This window comes from Mesorhizobium sp. M0800, assembly GCF_040320095.1.
In the GTDB taxonomy this organism is placed as follows: domain Bacteria; phylum Pseudomonadota; class Alphaproteobacteria; order Rhizobiales; family Rhizobiaceae; genus Mesorhizobium.
The window spans coordinates 1-26,578 of the sequence record NZ_JAMYOZ010000016.1; the positions used below are offsets into that span (position 1 = coordinate 1).

Annotated in this window: 25 protein-coding genes and 1 pseudogene; 12 read left to right on the forward strand and 14 right to left on the reverse strand. The window is 63.2% G+C overall.

From position 1 onward, the window contains the following. Positions 1 to 120: 120 nt before the first annotated feature. Positions 121 to 1,719, reverse strand: a complete 1,599-nt coding sequence (locus NKI18_RS19000) for an alkaline phosphatase family protein (protein ID WP_352618792.1) — start codon at positions 1,717 to 1,719, stop codon at positions 121 to 123. Between the two features lie 208 nt (positions 1,720 to 1,927). Between NKI18_RS19000 and NKI18_RS19005 the strand changes: the two genes are divergently transcribed. From NKI18_RS19005 to NKI18_RS19020, 4 genes are all read left to right on the forward strand, one after another. Further along, complete coding sequence (locus tag NKI18_RS19005) at positions 1,928 to 2,860, forward strand: VOC family protein (RefSeq protein WP_352618794.1); 933 nt, start codon at positions 1,928 to 1,930, stop codon at positions 2,858 to 2,860. A gap of 10 nt (positions 2,861 to 2,870) precedes the next feature. Next, positions 2,871 to 3,506 carry an alpha/beta hydrolase gene (locus NKI18_RS19010; RefSeq protein ID WP_352618797.1) on the forward strand — a complete coding sequence of 212 codons (636 nt, stop codon included), beginning with the start codon at positions 2,871 to 2,873 and terminating at the stop codon, positions 3,504 to 3,506. Further along, positions 3,499 to 3,798 carry a GNAT family N-acetyltransferase gene (locus NKI18_RS19015; protein ID WP_352618800.1) on the forward strand — a complete coding sequence of 100 codons (300 nt, stop codon included), beginning with the start codon at positions 3,499 to 3,501 and terminating at the stop codon, positions 3,796 to 3,798. The genes NKI18_RS19010 and NKI18_RS19015 overlap by 8 nt, the downstream gene beginning before the upstream one ends. 187 nt (positions 3,799 to 3,985) lie before the next feature. Next, a complete protein-coding gene (locus NKI18_RS19020; RefSeq protein WP_352618803.1) occupies positions 3,986 to 5,044 on the forward strand; it encodes a dipeptidase in 1,059 nt (352 codons plus the stop codon). 42 nt (positions 5,045 to 5,086) lie between these two features. On the opposite strand, the gene NKI18_RS19025 is transcribed toward NKI18_RS19020, so the two are convergent. After that, positions 5,087 to 5,347, reverse strand: coding sequence for a hypothetical protein (locus tag NKI18_RS19025; RefSeq protein WP_023678557.1), 261 nt, complete (start codon positions 5,345 to 5,347; stop codon positions 5,087 to 5,089). 332 nt (positions 5,348 to 5,679) lie between these two features. Between NKI18_RS19025 and betI the strand changes: the two genes are divergently transcribed. The 5 genes and pseudogenes from betI (at position 5,680) to NKI18_RS19050 (ending at position 9,239) form a co-directional block, all read left to right on the forward strand. Next, positions 5,680 to 6,396 (forward strand): transcriptional regulator BetI, encoded by a 717-nt coding sequence (gene betI / locus NKI18_RS19030; RefSeq protein ID WP_502900721.1) that lies wholly within the window; start codon positions 5,680 to 5,682, stop codon positions 6,394 to 6,396. Between the two features lie 76 nt (positions 6,397 to 6,472). Next, entirely contained in the window at positions 6,473 to 7,774 is a 1,302-nt protein-coding gene (locus NKI18_RS19035; RefSeq protein ID WP_352618807.1) for a flavin monoamine oxidase family protein, read from the forward strand. A 20-nt stretch (positions 7,775 to 7,794) separates the two neighbouring features. After that, positions 7,795 to 7,977, forward strand: a pseudogene (locus tag NKI18_RS19040) (aspartate aminotransferase family protein); the annotation flags it as partial. Between the two features lie 166 nt (positions 7,978 to 8,143). Further along, positions 8,144 to 8,290 carry an SDR family oxidoreductase gene (locus tag NKI18_RS19045; protein WP_502894852.1) on the forward strand — a complete coding sequence of 49 codons (147 nt, stop codon included), beginning with the start codon at positions 8,144 to 8,146 and terminating at the stop codon, positions 8,288 to 8,290. A gap of 154 nt (positions 8,291 to 8,444) precedes the next feature. Next, positions 8,445 to 9,239, forward strand: coding sequence for an inositol monophosphatase family protein (locus tag NKI18_RS19050; protein WP_352618810.1), 795 nt, complete (start codon positions 8,445 to 8,447; stop codon positions 9,237 to 9,239). Here the strand turns inward: NKI18_RS19050 and NKI18_RS19055 are convergent. The 8 genes from NKI18_RS19055 to NKI18_RS19090 form a co-directional block, all read right to left on the reverse strand. Then, positions 9,229 to 10,305: an ABC transporter ATP-binding protein gene (locus tag NKI18_RS19055; protein WP_352618812.1), complete on the reverse strand. Its 1,077-nt coding sequence runs from the start codon at positions 10,303 to 10,305 to the stop codon at positions 9,229 to 9,231. The two genes, NKI18_RS19050 and NKI18_RS19055, sit on opposite strands and share 11 nt — an antisense overlap. Then, entirely contained in the window at positions 10,305 to 12,593 is a 2,289-nt protein-coding gene (locus NKI18_RS19060) for an ABC transporter permease (RefSeq protein ID WP_352458281.1), read from the reverse strand. Before NKI18_RS19060 ends, NKI18_RS19055 begins: the two co-directional genes overlap by 1 nt. Before the next feature lie 3 nt (positions 12,594 to 12,596). Further along, the gene (locus NKI18_RS19065; RefSeq protein WP_352618814.1) at positions 12,597 to 13,625 is read right to left on the reverse strand and encodes an ABC transporter substrate-binding protein; all 1,029 of its coding nucleotides are present in this window, start codon (positions 13,623 to 13,625) and stop codon (positions 12,597 to 12,599) included. Between the two features lie 181 nt (positions 13,626 to 13,806). Then, the gene (locus tag NKI18_RS19070; protein ID WP_353020258.1) at positions 13,807 to 16,338 is read right to left on the reverse strand and encodes an NAD-dependent epimerase/dehydratase family protein; all 2,532 of its coding nucleotides are present in this window, start codon (positions 16,336 to 16,338) and stop codon (positions 13,807 to 13,809) included. A gap of 190 nt (positions 16,339 to 16,528) precedes the next feature. Next, entirely contained in the window at positions 16,529 to 17,416 is an 888-nt protein-coding gene (locus tag NKI18_RS19075) for an arginase family protein (protein WP_352618818.1), read from the reverse strand. A 375-nt stretch (positions 17,417 to 17,791) separates the two neighbouring features. Next, positions 17,792 to 18,292, reverse strand: coding sequence for a DUF6496 domain-containing protein (locus tag NKI18_RS19080; RefSeq protein WP_352618820.1), 501 nt, complete (start codon positions 18,290 to 18,292; stop codon positions 17,792 to 17,794). A gap of 122 nt (positions 18,293 to 18,414) precedes the next feature. Beyond that, a complete protein-coding gene (locus NKI18_RS19085; RefSeq protein WP_352618822.1) occupies positions 18,415 to 19,092 on the reverse strand; it encodes a dienelactone hydrolase family protein in 678 nt (225 codons plus the stop codon). Between the two features lie 11 nt (positions 19,093 to 19,103). Further along, positions 19,104 to 19,838 carry a phosphoribosyltransferase gene (locus tag NKI18_RS19090; RefSeq protein WP_023677861.1) on the reverse strand — a complete coding sequence of 245 codons (735 nt, stop codon included), beginning with the start codon at positions 19,836 to 19,838 and terminating at the stop codon, positions 19,104 to 19,106. Positions 19,839 to 20,135: 297 nt separating this feature from the next. Here NKI18_RS19090 and NKI18_RS19095 point away from each other — a divergent pair, with 297 nt between their 5' ends. Continuing rightward, entirely contained in the window at positions 20,136 to 20,564 is a 429-nt protein-coding gene (locus NKI18_RS19095) for a CBS domain-containing protein (protein ID WP_023677862.1), read from the forward strand. An 88-nt stretch (positions 20,565 to 20,652) separates the two neighbouring features. On the opposite strand, the gene NKI18_RS19100 is transcribed toward NKI18_RS19095, so the two are convergent. Beyond that, the gene (locus tag NKI18_RS19100) at positions 20,653 to 20,928 is read right to left on the reverse strand and encodes an Hsp20/alpha crystallin family protein (RefSeq protein WP_352618825.1); all 276 of its coding nucleotides are present in this window, start codon (positions 20,926 to 20,928) and stop codon (positions 20,653 to 20,655) included. A 462-nt stretch (positions 20,929 to 21,390) separates the two neighbouring features. Here NKI18_RS19100 and NKI18_RS19105 point away from each other — a divergent pair, with 462 nt between their 5' ends. Both NKI18_RS19105 and NKI18_RS19110 read left to right on the forward strand, forming a co-directional pair. Continuing rightward, entirely contained in the window at positions 21,391 to 21,828 is a 438-nt protein-coding gene (locus NKI18_RS19105; protein ID WP_352618827.1) for a DUF2267 domain-containing protein, read from the forward strand. Between the two features lie 49 nt (positions 21,829 to 21,877). Further along, positions 21,878 to 22,348, forward strand: coding sequence for a YbhB/YbcL family Raf kinase inhibitor-like protein (locus NKI18_RS19110; RefSeq protein ID WP_023677865.1), 471 nt, complete (start codon positions 21,878 to 21,880; stop codon positions 22,346 to 22,348). A gap of 24 nt (positions 22,349 to 22,372) precedes the next feature. On the opposite strand, the gene NKI18_RS19115 is transcribed toward NKI18_RS19110, so the two are convergent. The 3 genes from NKI18_RS19115 to NKI18_RS19125 all read right to left on the reverse strand — a co-directional run bounded on the left by NKI18_RS19115 (position 22,373) and on the right by NKI18_RS19125 (position 26,576). Continuing rightward, on the reverse strand, positions 22,373 to 23,848 hold the full coding sequence (locus NKI18_RS19115; RefSeq protein ID WP_352618829.1) for an FAD-dependent oxidoreductase: 1,476 nt from the start codon (positions 23,846 to 23,848) through the stop codon (positions 22,373 to 22,375). Between the two features lie 83 nt (positions 23,849 to 23,931). After that, a complete protein-coding gene (locus tag NKI18_RS19120) occupies positions 23,932 to 24,843 on the reverse strand; it encodes a hypothetical protein (RefSeq protein ID WP_352618951.1) in 912 nt (303 codons plus the stop codon). Positions 24,844 to 25,205: 362 nt separating this feature from the next. Continuing rightward, entirely contained in the window at positions 25,206 to 26,576 is a 1,371-nt protein-coding gene (locus NKI18_RS19125; RefSeq protein ID WP_352618831.1) for a TRAP transporter large permease, read from the reverse strand. Between the last annotated feature and the right edge of the window lie 2 nt (positions 26,577 to 26,578).

Consider the following 26,578-nt stretch of genomic DNA (forward strand, 5'->3'; position numbering starts at 1 on the left):
TTTGAGCATGATACTCACCGTCCCTCAGCTACAACCAGTACCAACACCCAGCCTATATGTGTCGAGACTACCTTTGCGGCCCACTCTCCCCCCCCCCCCCCCCCGCGCCCGGGGGCTTCCTCATGTTGAGGGAAAAGGCAGGCCGGCGACATGGCCGGCAATGCCACCCTGCGTCAATTCGGCGAGCGCCAGCGACTGATCGAGATGCTCGGCCCGCCACGCAAGCAATCTCTCGGCAAGTTCCAGCCGCGCCGACAGATAGGCTGGGTCGTCAGCGACGTTGGTCAGCTCGCCGGCCTCTTTCTTCAGGTCGAAGAGCAAGGGCGGTAGGCCGCCGCCGAAATGCACATATTTGAACTTTTCCGTACGGATGACGGCGAGATTGCACTGGCGTGAACCGATGCCGAAATACCGTTCGGCATCACCATCCGCGATCGAGCGGAAATCGAACTCCCAATGCGCCGCATCGCGCCAATTGTCCGGCTCCGTTGCGTCCAGGAAAGGCGCCAGCGAGCGGCCGTCGAGATGCGGCAGCACTTCGCCGCCAGTGAGCTCGAGCCCAGTGAGCTCAAGCAAGGTCGGCGCCAAATCCACCGCCTCGGTGAAGCGGTCGACGCTGCTGCCGGCAGCCTTGCGGCGGCGCGGATCGCGAATGATCAGCGGAATATGGAAGCTGCCGTCGAAGAAACCGCCCTTGCCCAGCATGAAATGATCGCCCATCATCTCGGCGTGGTCTGAGGTCAGCACGATGACGGTGTCGTCCCATGCATCGGCCGCCTTGACCGCTTGCCAGACACGGCCAAGCTGCGCGTCGACCTCCGAGATCATGCCGTAATAGAGCGCCCGGATGCGGCGAAAATTGTCGTCGCCCCAGTCGCGCACCTTGCCCTCCGAGCCGGGACGGAATTTCGACCGTTCCTGCCGGTCAAGTTCATAGGCGAGATAAGGGTGACTTGCTGCTTCGGCCTGCCAGCTTTCGGCGCGGTCAAAAGCTGGACCAATGGCCGGATCGTACATGGCGTTGTAAGGCGCCGGCACGATGAAGGGTGGGTGGGGGCTGATGAAGGAAAGATGCGCGAACCACGGGGCATCGCGCTCCTGCTCGCCGAGCCAGCGGATGAATTCGCCGGCCAGGAAGGCCGACGGCGTCTCGTCCTTCGAATAGATTGGCGGACCGTTGCTGATCGCGCCGTCGTTTTCCAGGATTTCGCCCGCCGGGCGGTGAATGGCGGGGGAGCCGGCGCCGGCATCGACGCCGCGCGCCTTGAGCCATGACAGCCAGGGCTTCTGGTGCTCGGGCAGAAGCTGGCGCACGGTGAAGCCGGGCAGCACGCCTTCATAGCTTTTCAGCTGCGGGTCGCCAGGCGCCAGCGTGCGCGGGTCGCGCGCCATGTCGGTATAACCGAACAGCGTCGGATCATAGCCGAGGGCGCGTGCCCAGAGGGCTATGTTGCCGTGGCGGGCGTCGAGCGGCGTGCCGTTGCGGCAGACACGATTGTTCATCTGGTAGAGGCCGGTGTAGAGGCAGGCGCGCGCCGGCGAGCAAGGTGCGGCGCCGCCATAGTGCTTCTGGAACAAAACGCCCTCGGCAGCCAGCGCGTCGGCATTCGGCGTCCTTACCACCTTGTGGCCAGCAGCTGACAGGCAGTCGCCCCGCCACTGGTCGCAGGTGATCAGGAGAATATTGGGGCGTTTTCCACTCAACCGCTGTATCCTCATGCTGGCTACATGCGTCGCTCATGGAGCGCAATTTCGGCGAGTATGCAAGCCGGTCCGGTTCGCCGAATGGTGAACAAAACCTGCTTGATCGTTCACTTTAACAGCACAGTCCATTCTGTGTTTGCCGCCTTTGCGGCCAGGAGGCGGATGCTCATATTTGCGTGGACAGCGGCAAGGGCCGCACCAGCGCAAGGGAAGGAGCAGAAACATGCTCGACCAGGTCAAGGGCCTGCATCACGTAACCTCGATGGCCAGCGATGCACGCCAGAACAACGAATTCTTCACCGGCACGCTCGGCCTGCGCCGGGTCAAGAAAACAGTCAATTTCGACGCACCCGACGTCTACCACCTCTATTACGGCGACGAGGTCGGCACGCCCGGCTCGGTGATGACCTATTTCCCGTTCCCGAACATCGGCAAAGGCCGCCATGGAGTCGGCGAAGTCGGTACCACCGCTTACTCGGTGCCCGAAGGCACGCTCGGTTATTGGGAGAAACGGTTTGCCGAGCAAGGTGTCACTGGGCTGTCCCGCGAGGAGACGTTCGGCGAGAAGCGTCTTGCGTTCGCCGGTCCCGACGGCGACGGGTTTGCGCTGGTCGAGGACAGAGCGGACAACCGTGCGCCATGGGCCAAGGGTGGCATTCCCACCGACGAGGCGATCCGCGGCTTTCACTCGGTGTCGCTCAGGCTGAAAGATGGCGGCGCCACCGAAGAGCTGCTGAAATTCATGGGTTATGAGGAGATCGACAAGTCCGGCAATGTCAGGCGGCTGGCGGTGAAGAACGGCAACGGCGCCGATGTCGTCGATATCGAATCGCTGCCAGGGGCCGGCTTCGCCAATCTCGGCGCCGGCTCGGTCCACCATGTCGCCTTTGCCGTCGAGAACCGCGCCAAGCAGCTCGAAGTGCGCAAGGCGCTGCTCGACACCGGTTATCAAGTGACGCCGGTAATCGACCGCGACTATTTCTGGGCGATCTACTTCCGCACACCGGGCGGCGTGCTGTTCGAAGTCGCTACCAACGAGCCGGGCTTCGACCGCGACGAGGATACCGCCCATCTTGGCGAGGCGCTGAAGCTGCCGTCGCAACACCAGCATTTGCGGCCCTATCTCGAGCAGCATCTGCAGAAACTGGAAGACTGAGGGCAAGATCATGAGCAAGGATTCGTATATTCACAAGGTGCTGCCCGGTTCACCTGATGGACCGCTGCTCTTCGTCTTCCATGGCACCGGCGGCGACGAGGCCCAGCTTCTGTCGCTTGGGCGCGATCTTGCGTCGCAAGCGACGATCGTCGCCCCTCGCGGTGATGTCTCGGAACAAGGCGGCGCACGCTTCTTCCGCCGTACCGGCGAGGGCGTCTACGACATGGGCGACCTCACGCGAGCGACGGACAAGATGGCCGGCTTCGTCAAGACGCATATCGAGGCGGCAAAGCCATCTTCGGTGCTCGGCCTCGGTTACTCCAACGGCGCCAACATCCTGGCCTCGGTGCTGTTTGCCGAACCGTCGCTGTTCGACGCAACGGTGCTGATGCATCCGCTGATCCCGTTCGAGCCGGAGGTCAAGGGCAGCCTTGGCGGCAGCCGCATCCTGGTCACCGCCGGCAGGCGGGACCCGATCTGTCCGCCTGATTTGACGGCGCGGCTTGAAGCCTATTTGCGCGCCGATGGCGCCGATGTCACAGTCGAGTGGCATGACGGCGGCCATGAGGTGCGGCCGACCGAGATCGAGGCGGCGCGGCGACTGTTTGCCCTTGCGCCGGATGAAAGGACCGCAAGCCATGTCTGACCTATTGCCGGAGATCGAGCTGGAGGACCGCGGCTCGAAGGGCCGCTATCTCCTGCGTGGGCCGGACGGCGCCGAGGCTGAGATGACGTTCACCAAGGTCGGCGAGCACCAGATCATCATCGACCATACCGAAGTGCCGGATGCATTTCGCGGCCAGGGCGCGGGGCTTCGCCTGGTCACCCGTGCCGTCGAGGATGCACGTGCGGCGGGCAAGACGATCATCCCGCTTTGCCCGTTCGCCAATGCTCAGTTCCGCCGCCATCCGGAATGGGCGGACGTGCTGAAGCGGTAAGCACAGCCCCTCGATGAATGACAGGAGAAGGGGTGCGCGGCTTTACCGCGTGCCCCTTTGGCTATCGGAGGCGTACAAACGCAAGGGGCAAACATACGGGATTTGCGCAGAGCGCCAACCTTGCCTAAGTATTGCCAGCAACCGGCTCGCCGTCCGCGGTCCGACCACTTCAACCGAATGGCCCTCCATGACCGAATCCGATCTCGTTCCCGTCTTCGACGGCCACAACGACACGCTGCTCCGGCTCTACCAGTCGAAGGATGCGGACGTCGAAAAGCTGTTCGTCGAGGGGACGCCGGGTGGCCACATCGACCTGCCGCGCGCGAAGAAAGGCGGGTTTGCCGGCGGCATGTTCGCGATCTTCCCGCCGCCTGTCGAGAAATCCAAACGCGGCGCGGTGCCGCTGGCGCCGAGCGACAGCGAGCCCTTGCCGCCCGAGGTTCCGCGCGCCGATGCGCTCAACTCCACCGTAGCGATGGCCTCGATCCTGTTCAGGCTGGAGCGGGCTTCGGCGCTTACCGTCTGCCGCAGCGCCGGCGATGTGAGGAAGGCGATGGCGCAAGGCTCGATTGCGGCGGTGTTTCATATCGAAGGGGTCGAGGCGATCGACCCTGAGCTCACCCTGCTCGATGTCCTCCACGCAGCCGGCCTGCGCTCGCTCGGCATCGTCTGGAGCCGTTCCAATGCCTTCGGCCACGGCGTGCCGTTCCGCTTCCCCTCGTCGCCCGATACAGGGCCGGGGCTGACCGATGCCGGCAAGGCGCTGGTGAAAGCCTGCAACCAGCTGAAGATCATGATCGATCTTTCGCATCTCAACGAAAAAGGTTTCCGCGACGTCGTCGAGATCAGCGACGCACCGCTGGTCGCGACCCATTCCAACGTGCACGCGATCTGCGGCCATTCGCGCAACCTCACCGAATGGCAGCTCGGCGCGATCCGCGACTCCGGCGGCATGGTCGGGCTGAACTTCGCCACCGGGTTCCTGCGCGAGGACGGCAGGATGAACGCCGACACCGGCCTCGACATCATGGTGCGCCATGTCGATTCGCTGCTGCAGGCGCTGGGCGAAGACGGCGTCGGCCTAGGCTCGGATTTCGACGGCGCCATGATCCCGGCCGTGATAGGCGATGTTGCCGGCCTGCCAAGACTGCTCGACGCATTCGCGGCACGCGGCTTCGGGCGCGCGCTGATCGAGAAGATCGCCTATCGCAACTGGCTAGGCATGCTGGAAAGGACCATCGGCTAAGCGGGTGATGCCGGCTTGACCGGAACGCGTTTTGGGGGCGGACTATTCGAAACCCATGCGTTTAAGCCAGTCCTGGCCAATGCCGCGATCACGGATGATCGGCAGCGGATCCGTCGAATCCAGGCGTGCGCAGATGCGGTAGACCTCGAGCGTCTCGGCGTTCATCTCGCCGCGTTTGTAGAAGAACATGGCCGCGGCATAGCGGGTGCGGCCCGACCATTTTTCGCCGAGCGGCGTGTTGATCAGCTGCCACTGTTCGGCGGCTTCGGTGTCGAGTTCGGGACTGTCGGTGTCGTCGGCCATATTTAGAAATCCGCGGGCGGACTGGTGCGGCGGTCGAGTTTGATGACCAGCCGCGGCGCCAGTTTGGCACGCCTCAGCAGCTTTTGATATTGCAGCTCGCGCCTGGCGTAGATCTCGACCCAAGGTCCGCTGCAGGCGGGCTCGGCGGCGCTGATCTGGTCTGCATCGCCGGGATCGCTGCCCTTTCGCCGACGGTGCCTTCGACGTCGTTTTCTCCAAGGATGCAATCTCGACGAGAACATTCGAATATGGGCAGCCGTGCAGAAGGTGCTTGACAGTGGCAAACACCGTCCCACTGATCTTCGCGGCCGAAGCCGATCGGCTAGCCGGCGATGCTGGAGACCATCACCCCGATGAAGACAACAGAGGCGCGCGAAGCCCTCCTCGAACCGGCGCGAAAAAGCGATTCCGAAAAGCGCGGCCGCAAAGCGTCGAAAGAGACAAGGCAGGTTCAACTGATCGAAGCGACTATCGATTCATTGGCCAAGCGCGGCTATTCGGAAACGACTATGGCCGACGTCGCCGACGGCGCCGGCCTGTCGCGCGGCATCGTCAATTTCCATTTCGAGAGCAAGGAGAAGCTGCTCGTCGCCACTTTGCAATACATGCATGACGAGTATTCGGCGCATTGGCGCAGCGCCTTGCAAAGGGCCGGCGATGATCCCGCCCGCCAGCTGCAGGCATTGGTGGCAGCCGATTTCAACCGCTCGATCTGCAACAAGCGCAAGCTGGCTGCCTGGTGTGCCTTCTGGGGCGAGGCCAAATCGCGACCGAAATATCAGGCGCTGAGCAGCGCACGCGATGCCGTCTACCAGAACATATTCATCGATCTTTGCGTGGCGCTCAAGCAGAGCGGCTTCTATGCCTACGAGCCGCAAGTCATGGCGCTGGCGCTCAGCGCCATGCTGGATGGTCTGTGGCTGCATTTGATGATGGGCACCGAGGACGCCACACGCGAGACGGCGCTGCAGGCCGCGAACGAGTTCCTGTCTGCGGCATTCCCCAAGCACTATCCGAACTCTGCAGCCCGCGGTGCCAGGCAGGCGTGAACCATCAAAAAGAGGGTGGACCAGCAATGAAGACAATGATCCGGCCCCTGACATTCGAGAAGATCAAGGCCGGCTAATGAAGTTCAAGATCGAACGAGCCGATGTGGCCATCGTCGGCGCCGGCTTCACCGGCCTGTCGGCCGCGCGTGAATTGAACCACGCCGGCATCGATGTCGTGCTGCTCGAAGCCCGCGACCGTGTCGGCGGCCGCGTCGAAGCCGTGCAGAACGGGCTCGGCGAGCGGATCGACAGCGGCGGCCAGTTCCTGTGCGAAGACATGCCGGAATTAATGGCGCTGGTGCGAGCGCGCAGCAAGACATTGGTCGAGACCCATGTCGCAGGCGAATTCGTCACGCAGCCGCGAATGAGCGAGGCGCAAGCCGGGCGCACTTACGGCACCGCGATGCGAATGCGCGAGCGGATGAATGCGATCGCACCCACCGACCCGACCATTGCCGGCTTGACGGTCGCGGCATGGCTCGATCGCCAGGCCGATCCCGACGATGCGAAGGCCGCCTTTCGGTCGATGATCGAGGGCCTGTGGTGCCTGGCAATGGAAAGGCTGCCGCTGTGGTACTTGATCGACAATGATCGCCGCATCACCAACGAGGTGTCGGAGCTGCAGTATTTCGTGGGCGAAACCATGCATTCGCTAGCGGATGATCTTGCGCGGGATCTCGGCGATCGACTGCGGCTGAATACAGCTGTCGAGGCCATTGAGCACGGGCCGGGAGGGGTTCGCGTCGTTTCGCCGGCCGGCGCGATCGAGGCACGAGCGGTACTGGTCGCCGTACCGCCGATGATGGCCTCGAGAGTGGATTTCGTGCCGCCGCTGCCGGCTGTGCTGAAGAGAGCCCTCGGCGTCTGGCAAAGCGGCGCGGTGATCAAAATGCTGGTGCGCTACCCCAAGGCTTTCTGGCGCGACAGGGGCTTGAGCGGCATGGTGATGTGGCGCGACCCGCACGGGCTTTTTGCCTGCGATGCCAGCAGGGACGAGGATCACGCAGCCCTTGTCGTCTTCATCGGCGGGCCGCTGGCGCAGCGCTGGCGGGATCTGGACGACGCGGCGTTGCGCGCAAAGGTGACGTCAAAGCTGGAAGAGGCGCTCGGTCTCGAGGCGGCCGGCATCATCGATCTCAGTTATCGCGACTGGACTGGGGATCGCTGGAGCGGCGGCGGTTACAGCGATCTGATCGTCGATGCGACGGCAACCGATGCCGAACGCATTATCCGCGCCGGCGCGTCGCGGATCCATTTCGCCTCGTCGGAGCTGTCGCCATCATTTCCGGGCTACGTCGAGGGCGCCATCGTCGCCGGCCGCATTGCTGCGCTAAGAATTGTTCAGTCTGCCATCGCCAGCAGAGCCTCGGGGTCATAAGCGAGGCGGATCAAGGTGCCGAGCGGATCGACGCGCGTTGCCACGAGCTCGGCCTGCTGGTCCGGCCACTGATCAACATGTGCGTGATGTCGCCGCCATTGATCATCACGCGCGAGCAGATCGACGACATGGTGTCGATCCTGCGCGAAGGCATTTCGCGCACGATGGACGATCTGCGCCGCGAAGGTGTCTGGCGGGGATAGGCGTTTATCGCCGGCAATCTCGCCATTGCTGACAGCGGTCGTCCGCGCCTACGATGTCCGGCAGGGGCCTCGATCGCCTGTCTCTGGCCGCATCTCTGGGGAAACAAAGCATTGATGACCTATCGGACCTGTTCGGCCTCGCCGGTAAAACCGCCTTAATTTCCGGATTGAGCCGCGGCATTGGTCGGCCGCTGGCAACGTGGGCGAGGTCGATGAACTGGGCGGTGCCGCGATCTTCCTGGTTTCCGACGCGTCGAGCTTCATGACCGGCCAGATCATCTATGTCGACGGCGACATGACCGGACCCGTATGAGCGCGACTGTCGCTGTCGGGCGCATGGAAGGTCGGTCGGCCTCGGGGCCGCCCCGCAAAAGGCAGGGCTCGTCATTTGCACACTCTTATCTTCACCGCTAAGCTTCTCTGGCTGGGGTATTTTCCTCAGATCACATTCGCATCCCAAGGATCTCATGACACCCGAAACAGCAACGCGCGAACAGTTCGCCATCGATCTCGCGCGGCGCGCCGGCGCGCTCGGCCTGAAGTATTTTCGCGACCTCGACAGCCTCGCCATCGAGAGCAAAGGTCATCAGGACATGGTCTCGCAGGCTGACCGCGAGGTCGAGCTGTTCATCCGTGCGGCAATGAAAGCCGCCTACCCGACCGATGGAATTGTCGGCGAGGAGCATGCCTCGGTCACCGGATCGAGCGCGCATGTCTGGGTGATCGATCCGATCGACGGCACCGCGAACTTCGTGCGGGGCATTCCGGCCTGGTGTGTGGTCATCGCCTGCGCCCTGGACGGCGACACGGTCGTGGGTGTCATCCACGAGCCCTCCACGGGCGAAACCTTCCATTGCCGCAAGGGCGGCGGCGCCTTTCTCAACGGCAGGCCGATCAGGGCAAGCGCGGCCACCAGCCTGACCGACGGCTCGTTGGGCACCGGCTTTTCCAACCGCGTCGATACGCAAAACGTCGCCACGCTCATCGGCTTGCTGTTTTCCAAGGGCGGCGTGTTTTTCCGTAACGCATCCGGCGCGCTGATGCTTGCCTATGTGGCGGCCGGCAGGCTGCTTGGCTATGTCGAAGAGCACATGAACGCCTGGGACTGCCTGGCAGGCATGCTGCTGGTGGAAGAAGCCGGCGGCATGGTCGTCAAATCCGATCCAAAGACGGTGCTGGAAAACGGCGCGCTGGTGATTTGCAGCGGTGGCGGCGTGTTCGCCCAGGTTCACCAGCTCTGCGTGCAATCCTTCAAGCTTTGATCAGAACCGGTCCGCGCTCCGGAAAGCCGACCCCGACATCGTCGCCCGCCTGAAACGGCGCATCGATATCGTGCGATATTGCAAACACCTGGCCGTGCGGCGTGGCGATGACAAGCTCGAGATGGCTGCCGATATAGGTGACCTTTTCGAGCCTGCCGGTGATCGTCCGCGGCCTGCCGGCAGGCCCGATCCCGATGCGGCTCGGACGGACGGCCAGCTTCGCCGGCCCGGCCCGGTGGCTACGCGCCGGCAGTTTCAAGGCCAGCGAACCGAGCCGGACGGTGGCTTCATCACCTTCTACCGAAATCACCTCGCAATCGAGGATATTGGCTTCGCCGATGAAGTCGGCGACGAAAGCGTTGGCCGGTGCGTCGTAGAGTTCGCGTGGCGTGCCGTCCTGTGCGATCACCGCTTTGTTCATGACGATGATACGATCCGAAACCGCCAGCGCCTCTTCCTGGTCGTGTGTGACATAGACCACCGTCAGCCCGAGCTTGATCTGGATTTCCCTGATTTCCTCGCGCACGTGCCGGCGCAGCTTGGCGTCGAGATTTGACAGCGGCTCGTCGAACAGCAGCACTTGCGGTTCGAGCACCAGCGCGCGCGCCACCGCAACACGCTGCTGCTGGCCGCCAGACAGTTCGCTGGGCAGGCGCGCCTCGAAACCGGTCAGGCCGACCAATTCCAGCCCGGCACGGGCCCGAGACGCAGCCTCCTTCTTGTCATGGCCGGAGAAACGCAAGCCATAGGAGACGTTCTCCATCACCGTCATGTGCGGAAACAGTGCATAGGACTGGAAAACCATGGACACGTCGCGGTCGGTGGCGGGCAGGCGGGTGACATCTTTGCCGCCTATCAGAATGCGGCCGCTGGACGGCATTTCAAGGCCGGCGATCATGCGCAGCGTCGTCGTCTTGCCGCAGCCGGAGGGCCCGAGAAGGGTCACCAGCTTGCCGGCTTCGATCGCAAGCGAGATGTCGTCGACCGCCGGCATGCTGGCGCCCGGATATGTCTTGGTGACATGGTCGAAGGTTACCGAGGCGGCGTTGCTGCGAATTTCGGCCATCACCCGGCTCCTGCTATTGTGGTCGGGCCGCCGGCCGTTCCGGGCAGGCTGACATTGGTGCGCACGCTCCAGCCGCCGTCGCCCTGCTGGATGCCGCGCCGGCCGATATTGCGGCTGCCGACAAGCAGCTGCATCAAGCCAATTACCATCAGCATGACGACGATCAGCACCGTCGAATAGGCGATGGCGATGCCGTATTCATTGTTCTCGACACGTCCAACGATGTAGCTGGTCGAGAGATCGTAGCGCGCGCTGACCAGAAAGATGACGGCGCTGATCGCGGTCATGGCGCGCACGAAGGAATAGACGAGCGCTGCCAGCATTGCCGATCTCAGCAAAGGCAGGATGACGCGCCTGAAGGTCTGCCACGAGTTGGCGCCAAGCGTCAGCGAGGATTCATCCAGGCTACGGTCGATCTGCGACATCGAGGCGACGCCGGCGCGCACGCCCACCGGCATGTTGCGGAAGATGAACGACAGTACGAGGATGATGCCGGTCCCGGTCAGCTCGATCGGCGGCACGTTGAAGGCAATGATGTAGCTGACGCCGATGACGGTTCCCGGAATCGCGAACGAGAGCATGGTCGCAAATTCGAAGGCGTTCTTGCCGCGGAAATTCTGGCGGACCAGAAGATAGGCGGTCAGAAGCCCGATCCCGGCCGTCAGAGGCGCCGATATCAGCGCGATCTCCATGGTCGTCCAGAAGGAGCTCCATGCCGAGCCCGACCAGTGGATGCCGAATTCGTTCCAGCCGACGGAGAACGCCTTGCGGTAGTGCTCCAGTGTCAGGCTCTGGTCGACCCCCCACAGCTTGACGAAGCTGCCATAGAAGATCACCGCGTAGACCAGTACGGTGAATGCCGTCCACAGTCCGGCGATGACATAGAGCGCGTATGTCAGCCCGGCAGGCAAGCGCGGATGGACGCCGGCGTCGCCCTTGCCGGTGACGGTGGTGTAAGAGCGCCTGCCGATCCAGAAGCGCTGCGCATAAAAGGCGCCGAGCGTGAAGGCCAGCAGCACCAGCGCCAGGATCGCGGCAAGTGCCGCATCGTTCTGCGCGCCGACAATGGCAAAGAAGATTTCTGTCGACAGCACGTCGTAATTGCCGCTCAGCACCAGCGGATTGCCGAAATCGGCCATGCTCTCGATGAAGCCGAGCAGAAAGGCGTTGGCAAGGCCCGGCCGCATCAGCGGCAGGGATACGGTCCAAAAGGTCTGCCAGCGGCTGGCTCGGAGCGTCTGGGAGGCCTCTTCCATGGACGGGCTGACGCCTTCGACGACGCCCATCAGCACCAGGAAGGCGATCGGCGTGAAGGCGAGAACCTGGGCAATGAGCAGGCCGGGAAGTCCATATACCCAGCGTGTCGGCTGGAAACCGAAGAGACCGGCCACGCTCTGCGTCACTGCCCCTGACAGTCCGAACAACAAGATGATGGCAAGGCCGATGACGAAAGCCGGCGTGATGATCGGCAACACGGTCAGGGCGCGGAGCAGCTTGCCGTGGCGGAAACCGGTACGGGTCACGACCAGCGCGAACACCAGCCCCAGAAACATGGTCAGCAGGCCGACGAGCACGGCCAGCAGCAGCGAATTCCAGGCCACGCCGCAGCGGCTGCCGCCGGCAAGACAAGCCAGGCTCCACAGCCGCGAACTGAACAGCTTGGCCAGGAACGCGACAGGCGAGTAGCCGCCGTCGTCGGTCTGCATGGCATTGGCCAGCATCATCAGGATCGGCATGAAGATGAAAATGGCAACCATGGCGACGACAAAGCCGATCGAGCCGACGACGAAGACGTCGCCAGAGACGGCGCCGCGCGCGGCAACACCCAGGGTGAAAAGGAACAGAAAGGCACCGCTGACCAGCAAGGCGCCGTAGCCCATGCCGAATTGGCGGTCGCCAAGTTCGCCGAACAGGCTGGTGAGCCAGCCGAACTGCCAACCGCGCAGCCCGATGGCGAAGCCCTGGAACAACAGCCAGCCAAATCCGGCGGCGCCGACAATGATCAGCAGCCGGCTGAAAACCGGATCGGATTTGGTGCGGCCCCACAGAAGCAGCGGCACCGCCAGCAGCAGGCCGAGCGGCGCCAGCCACAGTTTCTCGCCCTTGAGAGCCAGAACCAGTGCCGGCGCGAATTCGCTGTCGGACGGGTAACCGTCGAACAGCCAGGAAAAGCCGAAGAACCCGTCCTCGATGCCGTACCAGGGCAGCACGGCAAACCCCAGCCATCCGACCGCCATCCAAAGGACGGCGACCGGTTCAATCGGCCAGCGGGTTTCGCGGAAGCGCATCTGCTATTGCGGCAGCGATGCGACCTCCTCGTCCCATTTTTTCAGCAGGCGCTTGCGCTCTTCGCTCGAGCCGTACTTCTTGAAGTCGTAGTCGATCAGCTTGATGGTCGAGAGGTCGGGCGCCTTGTCGGAGGTTTTTGCCGCCTTGTTCGACGGAACCTGGAACGACCCCGCCTTTTGCGCCATGGACTGGACGTCGGCCTCGAGCGCCCAGTCGTAGAATTTTTTCGCAGCCTCCAGGTTCCGCGCCCCCTTGATGATCGATTCCGAGCCGATCTCGTAGCCGGTTCCCTCGCAAGGGGTGACCGGAACGATCGGGAAACCAGCCACGACCTGCGACACGGCGTCGTGGATGAAGACGATGCCGATGGTGGTCTCGCCGAGACCGGCGGCCTTGATCGGCGCCGAACCCGACTTGGTGTACTGGTTGACGTTCTTGTGCAGGGCTTTCATGTATTCGAAACCCTTGTCCTCACCAAACAGCTGAACGATGGTTGCCAGCATATTGTATGCGGTCCCCGAGGAATTGGGGTTGGCGACCTGGATGTGCCCCTTGTATTCGGGCTTGATCAGATCGGCCCAGCATTTCGGTTCGGGCAGATTGTTCTCGGCCAGCAAATCCTTGTTGTAGCCGAAGCCCAGCGCACCCGAATAGATGCCGACCGTGCGGTAGCCGGACGTTTCCGCCTGCTTGATCGCCCAGGGCTGCAACTGGTTGAGCAGCGGCGATTTGTATTCCACTGTCAGGCCCTCCTCGGCTGCCTGCAGATGCGGATCGCCGGTGCCGCCCCACCAGATGTCTGCCTTTGGGTTGGCGGCCTCGGCGCGCAATTGCGCATAGATTTCGCCAGCGCTCTTGCGGGTCATATTGACGGTGATGCCGGTCTTCTCCTCGAACGCCCGCGCCGTCTGCTGGCACCAGACCTCGTCAACGCCGCAATACATGGTCAGGCTTTCGGCGGACGCCGATGACGACGCGGCCCACATACCGGCGGCGAGGATGCCGGCGCCGAGAATTGCCCTTTTTATCATGTTGAAATTCCTCCCTAAGTTATTTGCCGACTTATGAAACCCAGATACGCGGAAAATTCAAGTTGGAAGGGTACGGCCGCCTTTGCGCCTTTCGCCGACTTCCCGCTCGATAAGTTCGACAGGTTGATGCGGATCAATCTTTGCAGTCACCTGGCCGATCGTCCAGCGCTGCTGAACATCCTCAGACGATGGCCCGGTCCCAGCCGCCATAATGCGCAGCGCTGCGCGTGCCGCGCGGCAGGCTGAGCCCGACCAGCAGGGCTCCGATCGCCAGATTGGCGAGGCTCGCGGCCGCACCGCCGACGAGGATGAACGGAGAGAGGGCAATCCAGGCTCCAAGCGCGATGTTCAGAAAGCGGACGGCGCGCGCCACCTCGGCCATCGCGGTAACGGCTACCATGATGACCAGGCAGCCGATGACATGGTCGCTGAAGTAGAGCGGCGGGCTTGTGCCGAAGCTGAGCGGCGTGATCATCAGCAGGGCGCCGGCGAGCGTGCTGGCGACAAGGGTCCACGGGAAGTTCACACCGCCGGTGATGAAGTCCCGCGCCACTGCCGATAGCGGCCGGTCGAGATCCGGCGTCGGCGTCTGGTCCTCCGAAAGCGCCGGGCCGCCGCACCAGAATGTGCGCCAGAACGGCTCTCCCGCCTGTTTCGCACGCCAAAGATACTGGCAGCTCGCCAGCACCTCGTCGACCGAATAGGGGATGAGCACGACCGTGACGGCAGCCTGGACGATGCAGAGCGTGCACAGCGCCCCGATGAGCGGCGGCTGGATGATGATGAAGCCGACGCTGACCACGCCGAGCGGGATGACCAGCAAGCCGAACAGCAGCACCATCCATGGCATGGTGCGCCAGCGGCGGCGGTCCCCGATCGCGCCGGCGAGGATATCCAGCGCATAGGCGAAGGCGCCCAGCCCGGCATCGGCGATCGGAAAGCCCTTGGAGACCCATGAGGTGACCACCGCCTCGCTGCCATTGCCGGCCGGCGTTTCGCCCGGGCCGAAGAACGGTTCCCAAAGGCCATCGATATGGCCAAGCTGATAGGCGGCGAGATAACGCGAGACGAACAGGCCGACAAAGGCGAGGCCGATTATGGGAATGCGCTGGGTGAAGAGGGAGGGCGAATAGCTCCAGCCGAGCGGGCGGTCGTCATCGGCGGCAAGGGCACGCCGGCTGATACCCGGCGTCGGCGGGATCATCACCGCGAACGCGACGATCAGCATGCCGGCCAACGTGTCGGTCGCGTAGGCTCCGGCGCTGGTGGTCCAGAACAGCAGCGGCGCGAACATCACCCAAACCCCGATCGAGGCGGTGATCCATTGCAGCCCGTGCCAGCGCCGGCGCATGCCGACAAGCGCCAGCGACAGGATGGCGAGGCCGGATACAATCTCACTGATGCCGAGCCTGCCGTCGCGCGTCTCCGGCGAGGCGATCTCATGTCCGAGCGCCGGCGGAATCGGTGCTGAAGCGGGATCGAACAGGCCGAGCGTGAAGGGCGACGCCACGAGCCACAGCCCGATCGCAACGTTGGTCAGCGGCGCCCAGAGCGTTGCGGCCCGGTGGCGTTCGGTTTCCGCCTCGACCTCGTCGTCCGAGCGCTCGAGCGGACGCTGCAGCCGTTCGGCGGCTTGGTCGAGCTCGGGCGCGGAAGCGGCGACCGCCGACGATTCAAGCTTGTTCTTCCTGTACCAGTCGGTAGGGTCCGCCTTCAGCCGCCGGATCATTTCCGGCAAGGTAGCGGTCAGGCTGTGCCGCGGCTTCCAGCCAAGCAGGCGCCTGGCGCGGGAGATGTCGATCTCGTAGTGATCGTCGGCGTTCTCGATCATCCATGGCTTGATGTCGGTCTCCTGGTCGAAAACCTTCTCCTGCATCCAGGCGCCGAGCTTCGTCACCTCTTTTGGCAGGGACAGGGTCCGCCAGGTCTCGCCGTGCAGGAGCTGCCCGATCTGCTTCTGCATGTCGTCGTAGGACGGCGTCTCTTCTTCGCCGATCAGCAGTACGGTCTCGTTGGGAAGCGCGCTACGCCGGTCGACGGTGCGCACCACGGCGTCGACGAGATCGTCCAGATGCAGGTAGGGCTGGCCGGTGGTGATGTCGCCGGTGAAAAGATAGGCGGTCGGCATGCGCTCGAAAATGCGGGCGATCTGCTGGGCGATGAAGGCCGCGTGACAATCCTCGTCATAGACACCCGCCAGTCGCAGGATCGCAACCTTGATGTCGCCGTGCTCCTTCAGGATCAGCGTCTCGGTCTCGGCCTTCGATCTCGGATAGGCCCAGGCCGGATCGATCGGCGATCGCTCGTCGATCCTGGCGCCCTTCGCCGGGCTCGGCGCATGCACCAGCAACGTGCTCGAAAACACGAACTGCTCCGTCTCGAACCCCCTCAGCGCGTTCAGCAGCCGGCGCGTTCCCTCGACGGTCACCGCGCCGTATTTCGGATTATCCTCGCCGGTCGTATCGTAATAAGCCGCGAGATGGATCACCGAGGCAACGCGGCCGCCACTCCGCTCGCGCACCTCGGCCAGTGCCTTCGCCACGCTCGCGTCCAAGGTAAGGTCGATCTCGATCGTCTCGACGCCGGGCAAGGATCGTCTGGCAACATCAAGGCCGATGATGTCGTAGCGCTCCATCAAGCCGCGAGCGATGGCTTGGCCCAGAAACCCGCTGCTGCCTGTGATCAGGACGGTGGGACGGGTTTTGCCGGTCATGGCGAATCTCCTTGGCGATAGCCGGGTAGAAGAAGCCGAATGCTTCGGTCGCACACTTGGAACCATGTTCGTTGAGAACGGTTCCCGATGAGGTAGCACCACAGAATGGGTGCGCGCGGCGATCCGTCAGACCGACGGCCATTCGTGCCGGCGGATTGCGTTCGTGCACAAGTGCAGGACTCCCATTGGTCTATCGGCCGCGAAGGGAAGCGACCAGAATGTCGATCAGCAGCTTGCCGCAGCGACGATCCGGATCGCGGTCGGGATCATAGATCGTCACCTCCATCCCAATCACGCGTGGATCGTTGCACCATGTGCGAAGGGCTTCGACAGCTTCGTCGGGCAAGACACCGCCGGCCTCCGGCGAATCGACAGCCGACATGATCTCGCTGTCCAGCACGTCGACATCGAAGTGAACGAATACACCCTCGACGTCCTGCCCCGCGACCGCGTCAAGCGCTATGCGTGCCGCATCGGCGAAGCCGCGCCGCCGCACTGCAGCCAAATCCATCCGGTGAACATCGGTGTCGAAGATGGCCTTGGACGTGTAAGTCGCGGGGTCCTGCACATCGCGATAGCCAAACGCGACTACGTCGGCCTCACGGACCAAAGGAGTGTGCTCGCCGAAATCGGTCAGGAGCGTCGGGCCATGGCCGGTCACGAAGGCCAAATCCATGCCCGCGGCTCCCTTTGACGGCGAGGTATCCGGCAATTTGAAATCGGTGTGCCCATCGAAGAAGATAAGGCCGTAGCGGCCACGACGCCGTAGCGCGAGCGCAGGGCCAAGCAACACACTGCAATCGCCGCCGAGCATGAGCAGGAACCCTCCCGAGTTCAGCTCCTCGTCGACCGCTTCGGCAAGCGTCTTGGAATACTGGCGCAGGGCCTGGGCATTGCGCACGCCCGTCGCAGGATCCACCTCAGGCCGATAAAGCGGAGCCCGAACCGAGCGCAACGGACTGGCGCCCAAACGGTCGGCGAGACCAAGCGATTGAAGTGCCTCCGGCGCCTTCCACACGCCGGGCTCCGGCTCACCCTCCTGCGGCATCAGCCCAAGATTAGAGGGCGCGCCGAGCAAAGCGATATGTCTCGTCTGAGTGGTGGCTCGCGGCATTGTCGTGCTGGCAGCTGAGGTCATGATCAGAGTTCTCCGCGTTATGGGCGATACGCATCATGCTCAAGAAACAGGCTGCGCTTTCCTGACCGGTCTCCCGCTGCCCTTGCCGCCGAGTACCTCCGGTCGGTGTCACGCGTCAGGCAGCATCGCGAGCGACGAGTATTGCTCGTCAGCGCCACCGTGTCGTCAGCGGTGATTTCGAAGTCGATGTTGTCCCGCAGATGCAGGCTCTGGTTCGCCTTGGGTAGCGGCGTTGTCCCGCGCTGCCGGGACAGAGCTCGATACCGGTCGTTTGGGCCATATCGGATTTCCAGGAGGCGAACTGCCGTCTTTGAACTATGCGTGGTGTGCGCGCGTTCTGGCGGCCTTCTGCGCCGCCGCCTTCCTTCCGCTGGCGCCTTTCGTCTCGGCGGCCTTCTTGGCGGCGGCCGAGCGCTCCTCAGCCGTGCGGCGCGAGGCCGCACGCTTGGCCTGCTGCGCCAGCGCCTCGTGCGACGCCGTGCTCTTCGGCTCGTGCTCGAGCACCTTGGAGACGGCTTTCGAGACCCGCGGGCGGCGTTTCGGCGTGCGTTCACCCTGGCCGGCCTCATAGGCGTATTCGGCGCTTTTGCGCGTGCTCTCCTTCGCCTTGCCCTTTTTGGGCGGGGGCAGGTCTACGCCTGCGCGTCTCGCCTCGGAAAGCCCGATGGCGATGGCCTGCTGGGTCGAGCGCGCGCCGTGCTCGCCGCGGCGGATTTTATCGATCTCCTCGTGCACGAACTCGCCGGCCTGTGTGCTCGGCGATTTGCCCTCGCGCTTGTCCTTTCGGGCCTTCTCGATGGTTTTCTTGTCCGGCATTGTCTTTCTCCCACATACGGGTTGCGACAGCCATTCGGGTTGCAGCTGCGCGCGGTCTTATGAGGATCATAACGCGTTGAGGACGCAAATGATCCCGGCACTGGTGATCCAAGCCCCAGCCGTCAGGACGTTGACGCCGATCTGTCCGAAACCAGATGGCGCAAAAACCATCGGCTCGCCAGACCCGCGACTTCGTCCAGGGCGCCAGGCTCCTCGAACAGATGTGTCGCGCCAGGGACGATGGCGAGCTCCTTCTCGCTGCGGAGCGCCGCCAGCGCCGAGCGGTTGAGTGCGATCACTTGCGTGTCCGCGCCTCCGACGACGAGCAAGGTCGGCGCCCGGACGCGCGGCAGGGCGTGCGCTGCAAGATCGGGCCGGCCACCACGCGAAACTACGGCCGCGGCCTGGTCGGGCCGCTCGGCCGCCGCCACCAGGGCGGCACCGGCGCCCGTGCTCGCGCCGAAATAGCCAAGACGCAACCCCGACGTGTCCGGCGAGGCGCCGAGCCAATCCGTGACGCCGACCAGCCGGTCGGCGAGCAGTCCGATATTGAAGCGCAACTCGGCCGTGACCTGGTCGATCCGCTCCTCTTCGGCCGTCAACAGGTCGATGAGGAAGGTGGCGAGGTTCGCCTCGTTCAGCCTTTTGGCCACGTGGCGGTTGCGCGGGCTGTGGCGGCTGCTTCCGCTGCCGTGGGCGAAGAGCACAAGGCCGCGAGCATCCGGGGGCAACGAAAGATTGCCCTCAAGCGCGACAAGCCCCGCGGGAACATGCACGACGTGCTCGCTATCCCGGTCCATATCCACCTCCGCTATGTCGATCTGGTGCCAGGCGCCGGACCCGCGCTCGCGCGCCCAGCCAATTCCTCTTCGGAAGCGGCAGGCTTGTGGGAAGCCGCAGGCTTGGGCACGGACCTGGCGAGGAGCGCGCGGACCTCTTCATCGCTCGTCTGCGAGAAATCCACGTACCAGCGCCCGACACCCAGCAATGGCTCTGGTGTCGTGGCGCAAACGACCTCGTCGGCGTCCGCCCGCATCGCGTCGCAAGTGTCGGGGCTACCGACGGGAACGGCCGCGACAATATGGGCGGCGTGGTTTTTTCGCAGCGCCTTGATCCCGGCCCGCATGGTCGATCCGGTCGCAAGCCCGTCATCCACGAGGATAATGGTTCGTCCATTCAACTGCGGTGGGGGTCGCCCGTCCCTATAGAGGTGCTCGCGGCGCAGAAGCTCTTTTTCCTCCTTTGCAGCGACCGCGTCGATGACATGTGGCGGGATCGCGAGACCGTTGACGATTTCGTCGTTCAGGACACGTACACCTGAGGGCGCGATCGCCCCCATGGCCAGTTCCTCGTGACCGGGGACGCCGAGCTTGCGCACGACGAAGACGTCGAGCGGTGCCTTGAGTGCCTGCGCGACCTCGTAGCCGACCGGCACGCCGCCTCGGGGCAGCGCCAATACGATCACATCGTCGCGGCCGGCAAAGCGAACGAGTTCCCCGGCGAGTTGCCGCCCGGCCTCGCGGCGATCTGAAAAGATGATAGCCATGACCTTCAATCCGCGTGCATCTGTTTCCCGGTGGATGTTTTTTCACCAGCCTGCGGCCACATTCCGTGGGATGGCTGCGGCACCGGTACCATTTTGGAACTCGCTCGCTGCCTGGACGTTCCAAGAATAGTTTCGATCGCGAGGTGCCGGCACCGGCACGCGGCTCAGCGCGGATCGGGAAGATCGGAAGATAGTGATCCGTACATGCCTCGTCCGGCCAGCTGGCAATCTAGCGATGCGTGGCAACAGGCCCGTCTGGCGACTTGTTGCCTCAGCAATCAGGGAAAGGAATATCCCATGCAAGTTCAGGAGATCATGAGCCGTCGGACCGAACTGGTTGGCCCGAACACGACAATCAGGGATGCCGCCCGGAAAATGCGGGCCGACAATCTCGGCGCCCTTCCGGTCGGCGAGAATGACAGGCTGGTCGGCATGGTGACAGACCGCGACATCGTGATGCGCGGCGTCGCCGAGGAGCGCTCAGCCGGCAACACGACCGTTCGCGAGGTCATGTCCGAGCATGTCTATTGGTGCTTCGATGACGCCGATATCACCGATGCGGCGAAGATCATGGCCAAGCATCAGGTGCGTCGTCTTCCGGTGATCAATCACGACAAGCGCCTCGTCGGCGTCATTGCCCTGGCCGACCTCGGGCGGACCGATGAGGAAGCCGCCAAAATCGCTCTCGAAGGCGTTTCCGAGGCAACGGACGATCCCCGGCGCTAGACGCTCGCCTGGGCGGTTGCCGCCGTGCTCGCCGTTCTTCTCCATCTGGGCTGAACGCCGCCTGCTCAGGCAGCCTTCAGTTTGGCAACTATCGCGCTTTCACTTCTATGCGGCGTGTCTTGTCCTTTGCAGCGGGGTTCTTCGGAAGCTCGACAGCCAAAACGCCGTTCCTGAAAGTGGCCTGCACCTTGTCGGCATCGATCTCCGCTTCCAGGGGGATGGTCCGCTGAAACCGGCCATAGCTGCGTTCGCTGTAGGTGCGGCCGCCGTCGCCTTCCTTGTGCTCCGAACGCTTCTCGCCCGTAATAAAGAGGGTGTTTTCGCGCAGCTTGAGCTCAACGTCCTTCTGCTCGAGTCCCGGCAATTCGGCGGTGACCTTATAGGCTGGTCTGTTTCATGTACGTCGACGCTCGGCCAAAGATCGCCGGCCGTAGTCGCTTCGGCCATCGGCGCGAAGAAGTCGTCGAACAGGCGGTCGATCTGCCGGTGGAATGACGTAAGCGGGTCGCGCGCGGATGGGTAGAGGCTGCGCGATGGCGTCCGGGGCGCCAAATCGTGATGTGCCATGGTTCTTCTCCTGTTTTTTGTGTCTGCATCACTCGTCACCATGTGATCGGCGACGGCAAACAAAACTCGTCCACCCATGAGGATGTTCCGGGTGCCGGCCAAGAAAGGTGGTCGAAAACAGCGGCAAAAAGCCGGCCCGAATTCCCTCATGACGGGACCTCCGACAATAAATGCGCATCAGGACATGCGCATCGGGGAACAACGGGCAGGTACGGCTGTTTGGTCACATCACCTAGTCGGATTTGGAAGGAGGATTTCGATGAACGCCACCGGACTCGACGTATTCGACAAGACACTGCAGACCACGAACACCTGGCTCGACGAGATCATGGACGAGATTGGACCGGATCGGCAGGTCGCCTGGCACGTTCTCGGAGCGGTGCTGCACGCCCTGCGCGACCGTATGCAGCCGGATCTTGCAGCCCACCTCGGCTCGCAGCTGCCGATCCTGGTGCGCGGCGCCTTCTATGACCAATATCAGCCTTCCAAAGCTCCCGAGAAGCTGCGGTCGCTCGACGAGTTTCTGGCCAAGATCAAGGCGGAGCTGGAATTTACCCGTCCGGTCGATTCCAAGGATGCATTCAGGGTCGTGTCCAAGGTGCTCGCCCATCACGTCGGAGAAGGACAGATGCACAAGGTCTGGGAATCCCTGCCAGGCGAGATAAGACGCGTCGCCGAAGCTCAGCAAGCGGCGTGAACGGCGCAGGCGCGGGCTTCTCGGTCGCAACCTCCTTGGGGAAATAGCAATGCCACTCACCCTTATCAGCCCGGCGTTCCGGGCAGGCGGAAGACTTCCCGAAAAATATGCGCGTGACGGCCAGAACGTCTCGCCGCCGCTGAAGTGGTCCGGTGTCCCGGATGGTACCAAGAGCCTTGTTCTTGTCGTGCGGGATCCCGATGCACCAAGCGGGATTTTCGGGCACTGGGCGGTGTTCAACATCCCGCCGGATGCCGGCGGACTCGCCGAGGCCGAAGACGGCAAGCCCGGCCCGTCGGCACTCAGGCAAGGCACCAACGATTTCGGCAATGCCTATTACGATGGTCCGCAGCCGCCTGCAGGGCACGGCGTCCACCATTACCACTTCCTGCTGGCCGCGCTCGATGTGCCGAGCCTCAGCGTACCAGGACAGGCGGGCGTGCATCAGGTCTGGAAGCAAGCCCAGAAACACGCATTGGAGGAGACGGAGTTGGTCGGAACCTACGAACGGCCGGCGTGACGCGGGCCGTGTCGGTCGCCGCCTTCACAATGTAATCTGGGCAAGCGGTTTTCGGGCAGGGCCGTGGATGACCGAACCGTCGGCGGCGAAGATCGAGCCGTGGCAGGGACAATCCCAGGTGTGGTCCGCATTGTTCCAGGTTACGGTGCAGCCCTTGTGGGTGCAAATCGCCGAAACCGCCTGGAGTGCGCCTTCGGTGTCTCTCCACGCCGCAATCTTTTCGTCTCCCCTGACGATCACGCCACCCATGCCAGGCGCAATGTCGTGGGTGCTCGAGACGATCGATTGACTGCGGCCGTTCTTGTGGAAGTCCTCGGGATAGGGCCGCGCCGGATCGTAGAGTTTTTGCCAAGGGCTCGGGCGGCCACAGATCAGGTCGGCGATCATCGTGCCTACGGCCGTCCCGTTGGTGATGCCCCAGGCGTTGAAACCCGTGGCAATGTGGAAGCCGGCGGCCTTGGCGGGATCGGGCTCGCCGGCATATGGAATCCTGTCGGCCGTATCATAATCCTCATTGCACCAGCGCCACGCGACGTCGCCGACCGGAAGGTTCTTTCTTGCCCATTTTTCCAGTTCGACAAACCGCCTCGCCACGTCGCCGTCCCAGCCGGTGTTGAACTTGGGGCCGAGCGTGACCAGCAGTGTACCTTCGGCATCACGGCCCGACCGGATGGAATGCGTCGGGTCGTCGATGCCGATGAACATGCCGTCGACAGGGAGGGGATCATCGATCCGAAAGGCCATGGCGGTGTGGCAGCGCGGTTGCGTCCGGTTCGCCATGCCGACGGGGCTCTTCACCGTCATGTTGGTGGCGACGACGACTTGCCAGGCATCAACGGCGCCGCCATCGGTGACGACGCGCCAGCGGCTTGCCTCGTCGATCGAGGTGGCGCGGCTGTTTTCGAAGATCCGACCGCCACGGGCCGTCACCGCTTCCGCCAGGCCAACCAGATACATCGCCGGGTTGAACTGCGCCTGGTCGGGGAACCGTAATGCCGCGGCCGTTTCGAAAGGCAGCGGCGCGCGGTCGAGGAGATCGGCCTCCAGCCCGACATGGCGCGCGGCCTCCGCCTCGGCCGCGACCTCCGCGCGCCGGCTTTCATCGCAGGTGTAGCTATAGGCGTCCTTGCTCTCGAGATCGCAGGCAATGGCGTAGTTGTTAACCCAGTCGCGGATTTGTCGGGCGCCGGCGGAATTCGCATCGGCATAGGTCTGCGCCAGGTCCAGGCCTAGGCTGTCGATGAGATGACGATAGATCAGCGCGTGCTGCGTGGTGATTTTGGCCGTCGAGCGGCCGGTTACCTGGCCGCCCGTGCGCAGGCCTTCGAGGACGACCACCGACCGGCCCGCCTCGCAAAGCCGAAGCGCCGTCGTCAGCCCGACAATTCCAGCACCCACGACAACGGCGTCCGCACGGATCGAGCCTTCGAGCTGGGGATAGTTCGTGGAGGTGGCTGCCGCCACCCAACAGCTTCCCGGTTTTCCCAAGAGAATGGCCATTTCAACCGCGTCCCTTGCGTCTCCATGCACCACTTCCATCGACAACCGCGCCGGCGGAGGAACGTTCCCGAGCTTGGTCGCTTTCAATCATTGTCTCGCCACCCCCGGGTCAGAAAAGCACCGGGAAGGTGCGAGGTGCAGGCCATCACCCAGGTGATCGCCTCGCGGTCGTATTCGTCGCCGGAGCGCCAGTCCTCGAAGAAGGCGTTCAGCCTATCGACACGCCCCGGCCAGATACCGGCGGCCTGCAGGCCGAGCGAAACGCCGTAATTGGTGAAGGCGAACTTGGTATCGCGCAGCCATGGCGCGCGGCTGAAATAACCGGGCGGGTCGACCCACATCGTTTCCAGGGTTCGCAGCGAACGCCTCGTCTGGGCCTCGGCCCACGGCTCGTCGGGAAAGAAATGGGCGAGCCACAGCATCATGCCGAGGCCGAGGTCCTGGTCGATGTCGAGGCTGCGCCAATCGCGCTCCATCAGGTCACGCATCTGCGCGATCTCGGGCGCCAGTTCCTCGTCGTCGAGCATTCGGTAAGAGACGTAGCCGTCATAGGCATCCATGCTGCCGAGGCCGTAGCCGGGGTAAGGACCGCTCAAATCCTCCTGCATCTTCCAGATCACGCCGCGGCCGGGGACCACAAACGCCGGGTGAATGTCCCGCGCCAGCGTAATGCCGCGCTTGCGGTATTCCGGCTTCAGATCGCCGAGACGCGCCAGGGCGAACAGCCACATCGCCAGATAGTGGAAATACTGGCCGTCGCGATCGGCCGCTTCGCCGATCCTCAGTCCGCGCCGGCGGCCGAGCACACGCTCGACATCGGCCACCAGCCGCTCGGCTTCGCCCAGCCAGCGCTCTTCGCCAGTTTCCGCATAAAGCGAGACGTAGAGCACGACCCCGAATGCATCGGTCCACAGATATCGCAAGCCGTTGGGCCAGATGCCTTCGGCGCGCATCCAGTCGAGTTTTTGCAGGACATAATCGACGTCACGCAGCATCGTCACGCAGCATCGCGCCAAGCCCCGAACTGGCAGAGCCGGCCCGTGTTCGGTGTCCCGCGATTGTGAGCATGCAGAATTTCGAGCATGTCTCTCCTCGTCCGATTGATCTATCGCGAAACGATCTGATCGGCGGCGGGTTCCTTGGCCATCTCGGCAAGGACAGATGGGGCGGCATTCCCGGGGCGGCGTAGGCGAGATAACCAAGACTGGTCGAGTGCGATAAACCCGCACTCGCAGCCAGGATTGTTTCAAGAAGCGATCTCATGACGACGCGCAAAGGAAGGCAAAAAGGTGACGCCGTTCAAGCGAAAAGCTATCAAATTCGACTGATCCTCGGTGTCGGCAAGCCGCAAATGTGGTCAATTGCCTCCGTACATGACCTTCGGGAGCCAGACGACGATTGAGGGGAACACGATGCATAGTCCCACTCCGATCGCCTGCAGGCACAAGAAGGGGACTGCGGATCGAAAGATCGTCGCCATCGAGATCTCCGGCGGCGCAACGCTCTTCAGATAGAACAGCGAATAGCCGAAAGGCGGGCTAAGGAACGCCATCTGCATGTTGACCATGAAAATGACACCATACCACAGTGGCACGTCTTCAGGAGCCACACCGGCTAGCCCAAACGTGCCGCCGAATTCGAGTGGCTTTAGGATGGGCAGAAATATCGGTACGGTGAGAAGGAGAATGCCCACCCAGTCCAGAAACATGCCCAGGACGAACAGAATGATCATCATCAGAACAAGAACGCCGTAAGGCGCCAAGCCTGTTCCGAGTATCGATTCGGCTACGAAGTTCTGCCCACCTTTCAGGATGAAGAAACCGACGAACATGGTGGCGCCGAAGAATATCCACATGACCATCGCCGTGGCCTTGAGCGTCGCGATACAGGCCTCCCGGATCGTGTCCCAGGTCAGGCGCCGATGTGCGGCGCAGACGATGAAAGCCCCGAACGTACCGATGCCGGCGGCTTCGACCGGCGTGGCAATGCCCATGAAGATGACCCCGAGCACAAGCAGGATCAGCAGTATCGGCATGAACGTCCGGCGCAAAAGCTTGAGTTTTTGGGCGAAGTCAATGCGCTCGTTCGGCGGCAACGCCGGGCCGAGTTTGGGGTCGATGTAACAGCGCGCCGTCACGTAGGCGACATACATCCCGGACAGCAGCAGCCCGGGAAATACCGACCCGATCAAAAGCTCGCCCAGCGACTGCTGCGCCACGACGGCATAGACGATCGCCATGACGGAAGGGGGTATGAGAATGCCTAGGGTCCCGCCAGCAAGAAGCGAGCCGCAGGCGAGCTTGGCGTCGTAGTTGCGGCGCAGCATGGCCGGGAGCGCGATCATGCCCATCGTCACTTCCGTCGCCCCGACGACACCGACCATCGCGGCCAGCAGTGTGCAGGAGATCACCGTGGCCGATGCGAGCCCGCCTTTGAGTCCGCCCAGCCATTTGTAGACGACATCGAACAGCTCCTCGATGATGCCCGCCTTCTCGAGAATCGCGGCCATGAAGATGAAAAGCGGCACCGCCGAGAGCTGATAATCCGTCATGAACGGGAAGACCCGAGACGGCAGCATGTTCAGCATGGCCGAATTGCCGAACAGAAAGAGGAAAAGCACGGCAAGGCTGCCGGTGCAAAAGGCCATCGGTAATCCGAGCAGCAAAAGTACGCCCAGACCCCCGAACATCAATATGCTGAGCCACAGGATCGGAAGCTCGAGGCCCATCG